Consider the following 12934-nt stretch of genomic DNA (forward strand, 5'->3'; position numbering starts at 1 on the left):
GACGATGTCGCATCTCTTTGCTCCCTTAAAATAAATGGTAAGTAAAATAAACCTTTGCGTTAAATTCAAGTTAGATACAAATAAAAAATGCCGGAAAAACTTTCCGGCATTTTCATTCTATTAAGAATTTAAAGCTTTGCTAAGCTTCACAGCGTCCTGATTGGTAGGATCATACTGTATAGATTTAGCAATGTGCTCTTTTGCCTTATTAGGATCTGTTTGCTGTTCTGCAAAGGCAATATAGAAATAGGCATACGCCAGATTTTTCTTATTTTGCTCTACTTCTTCCGGTTTTACGGTTGCAATATACTTTTCATAAGCCAGTTTTGCATTGGCATCATCTTTTGCAGACTGATAAGCATAAGCCTGGCTGTAGTAAGATGGAGCCCAGTCCGGTAATAAAGCAGAGATTTTCTTCCAGGTATCAATGGCATTGGGCCAGTCTGAAGCTTCCTGATAAGCTGCTGCTAATTTTGCTAAGGATTCCGTATCCTTTGGGTTGGCCTCAATCTGTTTTTTAAGACCGTCAATCGTTGGGTTGCTTGTCTGACTCGTTGCTGCCGAAGTTTCCGGTTGAGTCGTTTGCGCGTTTACAAGACTTACACTTCCTGCCAGTATCAAACCTAAAAATAGATTTCTACTATTAATTGTACTCATTTTCATAATCTTATATTTTAAATTCGAAATCTAAAATTCAATAATAATTCCACAAAATCTTAAATTTTAGAAGCTTTAAGGTTTTTTAGAAAATATTAACGGGAAACATGTTTTTTTTAGTTTAATTTTTGATTCGTTAATGTTTGAAGCTATCTTTGTCATTCATTTTTTTATTAATAAATATAATTTAGTGGTATGAATATCATATTAGCTTCAACATCTACCCTTTTTGGCGGGGAATATCTGGAATACTTAAGAGAAGAATTAATCCAACTCTATAAAGGAATTGACGAAATTGTATTTATCCCTTTCGCAAGGCCAGGCGGAATTTCCCATGATGATTATACAGCAAAAGCACGCTCTTTCTTTGAAACAATCAACATAAAAGTAAAAGGTCTTCATGAATTTGAAGATAAAAAAGAAGCCCTGAATCAGGCAAAAGGCTACTTTACCGGAGGCGGAAATACCTTTTTATTGGTTAAAACATTACATGAAGAAGGATTGATGTCTGTCTTAAAAGAAAACGTTTCAGGAGGAAAAGCATATCTTGGATGCAGTGCGGGAAGCAATATTGGAGGTCAGAATATGAAGACAACGAATGATATGCCGATTGTATATCCGCCAAGTTTTGACTGTATGGGACTGGTTCCTTTTAATATCAATCCACATTATCTTGATCCTAACCCGGATTTGAAGCATAATGGAGAAACCAGAGAAACCCGTATTCAGGAGTTTCTTACCCAGAATGATATCAAAGTAGTAGGTCTTAGAGAAGGAAACTGGATCAGAAGAACAGCAGATTCTATTACGGTGGAAGGAAATGAGCTGACAAGGATTTTTGAAAAAGGTAAAGAGCCTTACGAAATAGAAGCAGGAAGCAGACTTTAATGAACAAAGAAGAGATCAATCTTTTTATAGAACGTAATCTGACTAATTTTTCAGTGAACAGTACCGGATGGGAGCAACTGATCCGGAAATTGCTGTTTGAATTTGCCATCGCAGGCTGGAATATGGAACACCGTGTTTTTGGAAAGGAAAAATTCGGTGGGTTGAGGTGCTATACGTATTCTGAGGACGAAATGCTTAATAACAAGCTTAAAAATATCAAAGACAAATATTCAGAATTGTCGGTGAAGACTTGTGAGATCTGTGGCAGTGAAGGTAAAATGAGAACCATAGGTTCCTGGCAGACTACATTGTGTCTGAATCATTTTCTGGAACAGCAGCCTGTTATTGAAATTGATACTCAACAGAACATCAGAAGAGATAATAAAACCCTTCTGAATATTAAAAATATCATAAAAGCCGATCTGGAATATGATCTTCAAAGAATGTGGGTTCATATAAAAGGACAAGAAGAACTATTTTATTTTTCATGGCAGGAACCTAATTATTATCTGCTGTTAAAAACAATTCCTCTCTTGCTTTTTCCGGAAGACAGGCGAAATGAAATTTCAACATTATTCCAAAGTTTAGAAGACTGTGAAATATGTGGTTATAAAGCTGTACATCAAAAAAATTGCCTGCGCTGCCATAATGAACAATGGAATGAATCAGGATATTTTATAGAAGATTACGGAGAAAAATCAAACTATATAAAAGAATGCCAGATGGATATTTTTATGGATGAAGATGATTACGAAAAATATTTCACCCATGACCGTTCATTTGAAAAATCGCCTGACCACCAGATTCTTTTCAGCTCCGAATATCTCCGGGAATATGAAAAGCTTTTATTTTAACTATATTTGATTAGAATTTAAATCAATGAACAAGGTTCAGATACTGGTTGAGAACCCTATTGGAAACCTGTGCATTTAGACCCAAATAACAATTTAATGAAAAAAACACTTGCTGTTCTCATACTCTCTGTACAGATGGTTGCTGCGCAGAATATTGCTCAGAAACTGGATAAAGTAACCAAAGACCTCATGGATTCTTCAGGAACGGTTTCTTCCAGTTTATCATTTTATGTTTCAGATGAAAATGGCAACTTTATATACGAATATCAGGGAAGTAAGGGACTTTCTACTGCTTCTACACAGAAAATTTTTACCGCTGGTGCTGCACTGGAAACTTTAGGTAAAAATTATACTTTTACAACCACTTCAAGCTATTCCGGAAACATATCCGGAGGAACGCTGAACGGAAACCTTTTCATCAGTTCCAATGGTGATCCTACATTAGGAAGCTGGAGATATGATGCCTATAAACCCGAAAATTTTAAAAAGAAGCTAATTGAGGCCATTAAAAACTCAGGAATTACAAAAATATCCGGAGATCTGGTGATTGATGATTCTTATTTTGACCATCAGACGATTCCCGGAGGATGGCCTTGGGATGATCTTGGAAATTATTACGGAGCCGGTGTATGGGGAATCAATTGGAAAGAAAACCAGTTTGATATCAATATTAACGGAACCGATTTTAAAAACTTTTCTTATCCCCTGGAAGGCGTAAAATGGCTGAATGATCTGAAAGCCGGAGGAAGTTCTGACCAGAGTCTTATTTTTACCGCACCTCATTCTGACGTAGCCCTGATTAACGGAATGCTTCCGGCAGGAAAAACAGTAACGGTTTCCGGTTCTACCCCTAATCCGCCTTTACAGCTGGCAGCAGAAGTGAAACAATGGCTGAAAGAATCAGGAATTGAAATTTCAGGAAAAACGGTAACGAATTCACAGCTTGAAATAGAAGGAAAACAGGCATTGGAAGCTCCTAAAAATAACATTCTTTTGACTTACCAATCTCCAACTCTGGATAAAATTGTTTATTGGTTTCTAAGGAAAAGTATCAACCTGTATGGAGAAACATTGATTAAGACCTTAGGAAAAGAGAAAAAAGGAAATTCAAGTTTCAAAAGTGGGGTTTCTTATCTGAAAGAATTCTGGAAATCAAAAGGAATCAATCCTAATATGATCAATTTTGCTGATGGCAGCGGACTTTCACCACAGAATTATGCAGCAGCAAAAGCAGAAGTACAGGCACTTTTATATGCTAAAAAGCAATCCTGGTTTGAAGCGTACTACGATGGATTTCCTGTTCAGGAGAATGGAATGAAGATGAAAAGCGGAACCATGAGAGATACCAAATCTTTTGCAGGATACCACACCGCAAAAGATGGAAAAAAATATGTATTTTCAATTATTATCAACAACTATCAGGGAAGTGGAAATGCAGAGCTGCAGAAAATTCTGAATGTTTTAAAATAAAATAACTTTGAGAAAATCCATTCTTACCAGACTGAATAACTGGATCATTTTTGTTGTCATGACTACTTTGGTGATTGCTATTGTAGTGGCTTCAACATCACTCATTAATTTTCTCAGAAAAGAGGAGATCAAAAGGATCAGTCTTCTTTCCAAAGCGATAAGAATACAGCAGGAAGTAAAGACTCCGGATACGGATGTTCTGGATTTGCTTCCGGATATCCTTAATATCAACAATACCATTCCGTTCATTGTAACAGATAAGTATAAAAACCCTATTCTTGATCTCGGATACTACAGAAATATCCCTGAAAATACCATAAAGAATCCTGAAAAACTTCAGGACCTGATCCGGAATATGGAGAAGAATTATGATCCTATTGAGATCAAAGTACCGGATGGAAACAATCAGTTTGTATACTACGACAACTCGCGTATGCTGAATAACCTTCGGTATTCGCCTTATATTTTAGGACTGTTTATTTTGTTGTATTTCGGTTTTTCATTCTGGTTTTTCAGAACCATCAAAAAGACGGATGAAGGTTATCTCTGGGCAGGTTTGGCGAAAGAAACGGCCCATCAGATTGGAACCCCTCTATCTTCTATGATTGGCTGGATGGAAATTATGAAACTGGATAATCCTGAATCGGAAGGAGTACACGAGATAGAAAAAGATATTGAGAGACTGAGAACGATCTCTGAAAGATTCTCAAAAATAGGATCAATCCCCGAATTGAATGACAGAAATTTCAATGAAACAATTCAGGAAAATTATGATTATCTGAAAACCAGAATCTCCAGAAAAATTAACTTTACGTTGAATCTTCCTACCTATACCGTATTGGTTCCCCACAATAAAATTCTGATGAGCTGGGTGATTGAAAATCTGGTGAAAAATGCTGTGGATGCTATGAAAGGTGAAGGTGCTATTACGATGTCAATCTTTGAAAGAAATAAAAATATTCTGATTGAAGTAAAAGATAACGGAAGCGGAATGACAAAACAGCAGGCCAGAAGTGCTTTCAATCCCGGATATTCTACTAAGAAAAGAGGGTGGGGACTCGGATTATCATTGGCCAGAAGAGTAATTCATGAATACCACAACGGAGATATTAAAATTTCCCAGACTGAAGTAGGAAAGGGAAGTACCTTTAGAATAACGATTAAGAAAGAGTAAAGCTTATAGCTGAAAAATAAAAAGCGGGGAAATTTCCCCGCTTTTTATTATTTTTTACCAGTGAGCCACTGTGTCTGTAGTTTCAGTTCTTCCGGAGTAGGATTCACCTTGAATGCAGGAGTTTCCATGGTCATTTTATCCAGAATAGCCTTTCCTTTCAGGTTCATTTTCTCTTTCTTACCGGCATTATCTCTTAAAATAGTTACCGTAACGTCCTGTCCGTCTTTGATGGTTCTTGTGTAGGCAATAAAGTCCTGTACTTTTTTGATGTCTACCGTTTTTCCGTCCAGAGCAAGTACCTGGTCGGTTATTTTAAATCCAATACTTTTTGCAAAAGGAGAAAGGGCGGAGTTTTCATTAAAAGCAAAAGCGTTGTTTTTTTCATCAAAACCAGTTTGGTTCGGGTCTTTGATAAACCAGAAAAGAGGATGGCTTTCCTGCTTTTGGATGTCTATACCTACCATTTTCAGATATTCTGCATAAGGGGTAGGCTGGTTTCCTGCAATATATTTATTGTAGAAATCTTTTACCTGAGGATATCCGGTTACCGTTACCAGCTCGTCAATCAGTTTATCATCTTTAAACGGTTTGTTTTCTCCAAATCTTTGAGACAGTTTTCTGATCATATCACGGTATCCCATCTCTCCGTTGGAAAGTTTTCTAAGCTCAATATCAAGACACATTGCAAGAAGAGCTCCTTTCTCATACACATTTCTGTACTGATCTTTGTAAGGCTCCACCAATACATTTTTGCTCATTACTGTAAACGGCATCGTATCATCGTAACTCTTGGAGTTGGCAATCTTCTCACCAATTCTTTGAAGAAACTGATCTTTATTAATCAAACCTTCCTGAATCTGGAACAGGTTGGCAAAATATTCCGTTCCCCCTTCATACATCCATAAATGCTGAGACATTTTCGGGTCTGCATAATCGAAATAGTGAATCTCTTCAGAATGGGTCTTCAGAGGATTTACCGTATGGAAAAACTCGTGAGAAACCACATCTGTAATGGTATTGTCAATAGCATCTTTCGGCATTGCTTCCGGAAGTACTACACTTGTAGATTCATGGTGTTCCAGTGCTCCGAAGCCCTTCACTTTAGGTCCGTCACCTCCGGAAAGGTAAAGCATGATCGCATACTTTTTATTCGTATTCATATCACCCAGAAATTTCTTCTGAGCAACCACCATTTTTTCAAGATTTTCTTTGAAATCAGCAGCTTTGTATTTTCCTGTTGGAGAATATACTCCCAGTACCAGATCCATTCCTCCTGCATTGAAGGTGATGTAATCCGGTTTTGTATACATAAGCGGAGAATCTGTCACCTTAGCATAGTTTGCAAGGGTATAGGTATCTGTAGCATCAGATTTGTCCTGGTCTACCAATGCTGTTGTTCCGTAGAAATCTGTTGGCTTCTGAACAATCAGCTGATAAGGAACGTCCTGCATATTATCAATATATCCGATAAATCCGTGGGTATTGACCATATATACTTTTCCGGCTTCAATATCTGTTCCTGACGGAGAAAATACGGCTTTATGCTTTGAAGTATCTAATTCATCATCAAAACTGTCATTGACAAGATAAGAGATTTTGGAAAGACCCTGCGCATTTTTCAATGAATAGGTGTTGTCATTTACTTTAGTGAAAGTAAGTTCTTTTCCTTTATTATCATAAAATTTGATCCCTTCGATGAATCTTCCATAGTCGTCTACAGAATAAGTACCCGGAACCGTTTTTGGGAAATGAAATTTAACATCCCCGGATTTCATTTTCGGAAATTCCATGGTCACGGCTACTTTATCATCTTTTACATTGACAAGATCAATGGTTGTTTTAATAGACTGAGCATTTGCTAAAAAAGAAGCAAAAATACCGAGACTAAGTACTGTTTTTCTCATTAGGTTTACATTAATAGTTAAATAGTTGCTCTTTTTGTCATTTTGTTACGGAAGAAGTATTAAACTTTTCTTAAAGTTTTACATTAAAAAAGTGAAAAGACAAATCTGCTGGTCTGCAAATTTGCCTTTTCTTTTATTTAGTATTGTAATAATTGATATAATAGTTAGGGTTTAGTTCAACCGGGCTATCATTTTTAAGCTTTACGGTCTGCCATTCTTCTGTAGGATTGATAGTCTGATCGCCATTGATGATGATAGGTAATTTCAGGTTTTTTACCACATCTGTATAACGGAACTTTAAAGTATCACCATTCTGAGTATACTCAAGAGTTGGTATTTTTATTGTTCTCAGGTACTGATCAAAAACACTCGAGAAATCAATGCCGGATTTTGATGAAATATAATTTTCAATCTGCTGGGTGGTAACCGTCTGATGATAAAAATCTTTATTCAAACCTCTTAAAATCTGTCTGAATTTTTCATCATTATTGATGACCTGTCTTATGGTGTGAATCATGTTGGCTCCCTTCGGATACATATCTCCGCTGCCTTCATTTCTTACTCCGTATTGGCCGATAATAGGAATGTCATTATCTATCCCTTTCCTGATCCCCTGAACATAGATTTCAGCAGATTTTTTGTCCATATATTTTTCCGTAAAAAGAGTCTCGGAGTAGTTGGTGAAACTTTCATGAATCCACATATCAGCCTGGTCTTTTGCTGTAATATTATTGGCGAACCATTCATGGCCGCTTTCATGAATAATAATGAAATCCCATTTTAATCCAACTCCTGTCCCTGAAAGATCTCTTCCCAGATAGCCGTTCTGATATTTGTTTCCATAGGCTACATTACTCTGGTGTTCCATACCAAGGTGAGGAGACTCTACAAGTTTGTATGAATCTTCATAAAACGGATACGGACCAAACCAGTATTCAAATGCTGAGAGCATAGGTTTTACCTGTTGAAATTGTTTTTTTGCCTTGTCCAGATTATAGTCAATAACCCAATAATCAAGGTCCAGTTTTCCTTTTTCACCCTCAAATATATCTTTAAAATTCACATATTTTCCTATACTGGGGATAATGGAGTAGGCGTTGATAGGATTTTTAACCTCCCAGGTATAAGTAGTTTTACTGCCGGTTGTTTTTTTATCAGTCAGTCTGCCGTTCCCTACACCTACCAGATCATTAGGAGTTACAATTTTCATAATGACTCCGTTATCAGGTTCATCGCTCCAGATATCTTTGGTAGGAAGCCATATGGAAGCTCCTATTCCCTCGTCAGCAGCAGTCATCCATGGATTTCCTTTTTCATCTTTAGTAAAAACCCAGCCTCCGTCCCATGGAGCGTTTTTAGCAATGGTAGGTTTTCCGGAATACGTAACATTGATCGTATATTTTTCTCCTTTTTTGAATTTTTTATTCGTAGTAATGAAAATAAAGTCTCCGTCCTGCTTATAATTGGCAATAGGAAAGCTTCCTTCCACTTTATCAGCTTTCATCGGCTGCTGAAGGTCGATCTGGAAAACAGGATTTGTAACATCTTTGATGATCTCAAAGCTGATGATATTATTTCCTTTAATGCTTTTCTGTTCAAAATCCGGTTCTACAGAAAGATCATATTTTTTGACGTCCCAAAAATTCCTGAATTCAGTATTGGAACCCTTTAAAGTATCCTGTTTGGTGAAAACCTTACCCTTTTCAAAGAACTGTCCGAAAACAAGTCCTGATGCAAATAACAGGGTATATGACAACTTTTTCATTTAAACTTTTATTAATAATCTTTTCAAAAGTATAAAATTAAATCAATAGCACATACCGGAAATGTAATAAAATACAGATTTTGAGAAAGCATAAAAAAAGCCCGGTCAATGCCGGGCTGTAAAAAACTTATTAGGTTTTATTTTTTGATGAATTTAAGGTTTGTAGTGGTTCCTTTATCTTCAATTGAAATAATATAAGCTCCGGTGCTTAATCTTGAAACAGGAATTTTATTATCATTAATCTGACCGTTCATTACTTTTTGACCCGCCATATTGGTAATGATAAACTGAGCTTTAGATGAAATCTGAGTTACATTTAATACATCACTTACCGGGTTAGGGTAGATCTGAATAGAGCTCTTATCTTTTACTGTCTCACTGGTAGAAAGTTGCTGTTGGATAAGTACCGGATAATCCTCTACTTCACCATATTGCTGGTTGCTGCATCCACTGTTTGGCTGGCTTTCATATCCCAATACTACTCTCATAATCACGTTTCCTCCGGTATAAGCATCTGCAGGTACTGAGAATGATCCTGAAACAGGAGTTGCTATACTAGGTGCGCTGGTGTAGATTACTTCAGATGAAGAGAATACTCCGTCTCTGTTGAAGTCTATCCACGCAGTTACTCCGTCATTATACTGTGAACCTGTCCATGCTTTGGTAATACTTACATTGTTACCTGAAGATCCGGACATAAGGGTGATCAGTTTCGAAGGATCTGTAGTGTAGTCTGTATACGGTGTATTAGCACTGCTATTTGAAACAGGGCTCATTCCAGCACCGGTTACTGTAACATTGGAAATATACTCATCTGCTGCATTGGTTCCGGTTATTGAACATTTAGCAAAAGGAGATGTTGTGAAATTTGTTGATGCAGAATAAGAACCAACAGAAGATCCGCAAACATTGGCTATCTGTACTTCATATTGAGTAGATTCTGTAAGTCCTGAAATGTTATAAGAATTTGTTGAAACAGGAACGGTAGTCCATGTTGCTGTTCCTACTTTTCTGTACATTACAGAATAGGTAGACCCTACCAGGGCTGTCCAGTTCACAGATGCTGAAGTTCTTGTAATTCCTGTTACCGTAATTCCAGCCGGGGCAGATGCTGTACAGGCACTTGCTGATGCTGAAACTGTGGCATTTCCAACGGCATAGAATACATTATCAATGGCGCTTACTCTTATCTTTACACTTGCACCCGTTGCCAAAGAAGAGAACGAAAACGGCTCAGCTCCATCATTAGGTGTGGAAGGAGTAATAACTGTCCATGTAGTTCCATTGTCTGTAGTATAGTCTAATTTAACATTCTGTACACTATACGGTGCATTATTAGTGTTTACCACATCCCAGGTAACAGCTCCTGGTGTATTATTATAAACTGTAGTTGAAGTTACTTTAAATGGACCTTCGTTTCCTATATCCACCTTCATCAGACTGCTTTGTGTCTGCTGTTGTGCAACATTCGGGTTGTTATCTCTTACTGTTACCTTGAAATTCATGGTTCTTGGGATATTGGATACTGTTTCCCAATCTGCAGCGCTGGTAAGGGCACCATTAAGAACATTTGACAATTTAGGGAAATAACGCGTAGGAGAGTTTGTAGGCATTAAAGATCTGAAGTTCGCCCCATTATTTCTGGTTGCACTTACTGGTCCAAAAGTAGAAGTAGCCAGATCATATTGTTCCCATGTGTAAGTCATTGGATCATTTTGTGTATCTGTAGCAGAAGCAGTCAGCACAAAAGCGGTTCCTTTAGGAATCATTTTATTAACCATTGGCTGTATAGAAGGAGGTGTATTCGCTACTGCTGTAATAGTACCGCAATCCTGAGCATTGACATAGGCTCCTACTTCTTCAATATTTTTGGTATGAAAATAAGCATCAGAATGCATCTGAACATTATAGTTGGTAATACCAGCGTATCCCATAATAGTAGATCCTGATCCAGGTTCCATGTGAGCACCATGCAAAGCAATAGACATTGTGTGTGCTCCACCGAACTGGTGACCGATTTCATGAGCTACAAAATCTATATCATAATTGTCTCCGAAAGGCTGATCCGGAGTAGAAGGTGACGTGATTCCCGCACCTTTGGAAGTTGCATCATTGTTGTTTGCAGGATTTCTGCAGACATTTCCTACATCTCCGGCGCTTCCACCACCACCTCTGTGGCCAAAGAAATGTCCTATATCATAGGCATTATTACCTACACCGGCAGTATTTGTAAGAGTTTGCTGAAGCTGTAGATTCCATGCACCGGGAGCACTGTAGCTGCCATTTGGATTTACGATTACATTGGCATAAGGGTCAGTTGTTGGATCTGCGAATATAAGTTGTGGAAGATCCTGTACAATCATATGGATGCCAAAATCTTTTTCAAAAACTCCATTTACACGATTCATTGTGGCATTAATACGGGCTGCGGCTTGAGGAACACCTCCGGCAAGCTGAGTATATTCGCCATTTACGGAGATGGCAATTCTATAGGTTCTGTATTTTTGTTCATTACTTTTATTAACATTACCGAGCCCGTTTAAAACATTTTTTGTTTTGAGAAGCTTATTCATTTCTTTCTTTGCCTTCTCAGGCTCAGAAGTTCTACATTCGAAAGGATCTTCATGAGATTTGTTGGATTTGAAAAAGACTCCATATACATCTTTTTCTTTGTTGATGGGCTCTATGAATTCATATTTTCCTGTATTGGAATCAAATGTCATAGATTGGAAGTCATTTGGTGCAGTACTGAATCTGACTTGTTTATGAGGGTTGTCCAGTCCAATACCGGCATATGCTCCCAATTCATATCTGTCTGCCATAGATTTTTCTATTACAGGCGAGCTGTACACTGAAAATCTTTCAATTCTTCCGTCTGCTGTAGGGATAGAAACGATGACAGGGTTTCCTCCTTTTCCTGCTTCAGGAGCATTCTTTAATTGATCTCTTAAAGCAGAAAGATCAAATTTGTAGGCATATTCTACCTTTACTTCCTTCCTTACCGGTGTTATTTTTTCCGAGACCGGTTCCCAGCGTTGTGCCTGCAAACCACTCAGGCTTAAAGCTAGTGCACACACGAAAATAATTTTCTTTTTCATATTTTTTATTGATTGTTGTTGAATTTTTTAAAGATAGTGTATTTTTTAGAAAAAAATATTGATAATACGGTGTTAATTGTTCCCAACTTTATATTATTAGTTAAATTTTATTATTGTTTTAAATTAAATTAAGAATAAATATAATTAAAGTTGATATTTTTATATAAAATAAGCGCTACCATTCATTTGAATGGTAGCGCTTAGGCTTTTATTTAGTAAAAAATACTGATTATTTCTGTACTGCCGGAAGGGTTTCGTTGCTTTTCTGTACTTTCTTATAAGTAAATGTACACATCATAATACTGAATTCATATAGAATAAGCAATGGGAATGCAGCCATCAACATACTTAAAACGTCTGCCGGAGTAATGATGGCAGCAACTACCATAATCAAAACAATAGCGTGTCTACGGTACGTTTTCATGAATATTGGAGTAAGAATTCCGATGCTGGTAAGGAAGTAGATCAGAATCGGGAAAAGGAAAATAACGCCCATCCCTAAAACTACCTGTAAAAATAAGGTGGTATAATCACTAAGGTCGTAAAGCGGAACAATAATGTCTGAAATCTTAAAGATAACCCCAAAATTAACCGCAAACGGAAGGATTAAAAAATAACCGCACATCACTCCGGTCATGAAAAGAATCCATACTGCATTGATAATATAAATGGAATTTTTTCTTTCTCTAGGATGTAAAGCCGGACCAATAAAACGCCACAATTCCCATACAATATAAGGAAACGCAGCTACCATTCCTCCAAAAACAGAAACAGCCATCATCACATTGAACTGCTGATACAATCTCTGTACACGAACAGGGAAGTCTTTTGGAAGGTGAATACTGTCTTCTCCCAGAATCATTCTTGAAAAATGATTAACCACTCTGAAAGTCGGGAAATCATTTCTGGTGGGACCAAAAAAAACATGGTCCATAATCCAGTTGATATTGAAACCAACTACAAAGGCGGCAATTATGATAGCAATAATCGAACGGATCAGATGCCCTCTTAATTCTCCTATATGTCCAAGAAAGGACATGTCTTTACCATCACTCACAGAATAAAATTTTAAGTCGCAAATTTATAAAAAAAATGACAGAAGTAAGAGTCTGCAGCTTATTAGT

General features: G+C 37.2%; 9 protein-coding genes. 4 read left to right on the top strand and 5 right to left on the bottom strand.

Annotated features, from left to right (window positions below; genetic code table 11):
• Positions 1-120 precede the first annotated feature (120 nt).
• Positions 121-657: a tetratricopeptide repeat protein gene (locus tag GFU89_RS01680; RefSeq protein ID WP_228460077.1), complete on the bottom strand. Its 537-nt coding sequence runs from the start codon at positions 655-657 to the stop codon at positions 121-123.
• Positions 658-852: 195 nt separating this feature from the next.
• On the opposite strand from GFU89_RS01680, the gene pepE reads away from it, so the two are divergent.
• From pepE to GFU89_RS01700, 4 genes are all read left to right on the top strand, one after another.
• Entirely contained in the window at positions 853-1545 is a 693-nt protein-coding gene (pepE, locus tag GFU89_RS01685) for a dipeptidase PepE (protein WP_318845483.1), read from the top strand.
• A complete protein-coding gene (locus GFU89_RS01690; RefSeq protein ID WP_318845484.1) occupies positions 1545-2399 on the top strand; it encodes a hypothetical protein in 855 nt (284 codons plus the stop codon). Before pepE ends, GFU89_RS01690 begins: the two co-directional genes overlap by 1 nt.
• 96 nt (positions 2400-2495) lie before the next feature.
• Entirely contained in the window at positions 2496-3869 is a 1374-nt protein-coding gene (gene dacB, locus GFU89_RS01695) for a D-alanyl-D-alanine carboxypeptidase/D-alanyl-D-alanine-endopeptidase (RefSeq protein WP_318845485.1), read from the top strand.
• Positions 3870-3876: 7 nt separating this feature from the next.
• Positions 3877-5043: a HAMP domain-containing sensor histidine kinase gene (locus tag GFU89_RS01700; protein WP_318845486.1), complete on the top strand. Its 1167-nt coding sequence runs from the start codon at positions 3877-3879 to the stop codon at positions 5041-5043.
• A gap of 47 nt (positions 5044-5090) precedes the next feature.
• On the opposite strand, the gene GFU89_RS01705 is transcribed toward GFU89_RS01700, so the two are convergent.
• The 4 genes from GFU89_RS01705 to tatC form a co-directional block, all read right to left on the bottom strand.
• Complete coding sequence (locus GFU89_RS01705) at positions 5091-6947, bottom strand: PDZ domain-containing protein (protein WP_318845487.1); 1857 nt, start codon at positions 6945-6947, stop codon at positions 5091-5093.
• A 133-nt stretch (positions 6948-7080) separates the two neighbouring features.
• The gene (locus GFU89_RS01710) at positions 7081-8712 is read right to left on the bottom strand and encodes a M1 family metallopeptidase (RefSeq protein ID WP_318845488.1); all 1632 of its coding nucleotides are present in this window, start codon (positions 8710-8712) and stop codon (positions 7081-7083) included.
• A gap of 137 nt (positions 8713-8849) precedes the next feature.
• Positions 8850-11810: a reprolysin-like metallopeptidase gene (locus GFU89_RS01715; protein WP_318845489.1), complete on the bottom strand. Its 2961-nt coding sequence runs from the start codon at positions 11808-11810 to the stop codon at positions 8850-8852.
• 229 nt (positions 11811-12039) lie between these two features.
• Entirely contained in the window at positions 12040-12867 is an 828-nt protein-coding gene (gene tatC / locus GFU89_RS01720; protein ID WP_318845490.1) for a twin-arginine translocase subunit TatC, read from the bottom strand.
• Positions 12868-12934 lie beyond the last annotated feature (67 nt).

Origin of the sequence: Chryseobacterium sp. JV558 (genome assembly GCF_033712365.1) — a bacterium.
Taxonomy (GTDB): domain Bacteria; phylum Bacteroidota; class Bacteroidia; order Flavobacteriales; family Weeksellaceae; genus Chryseobacterium.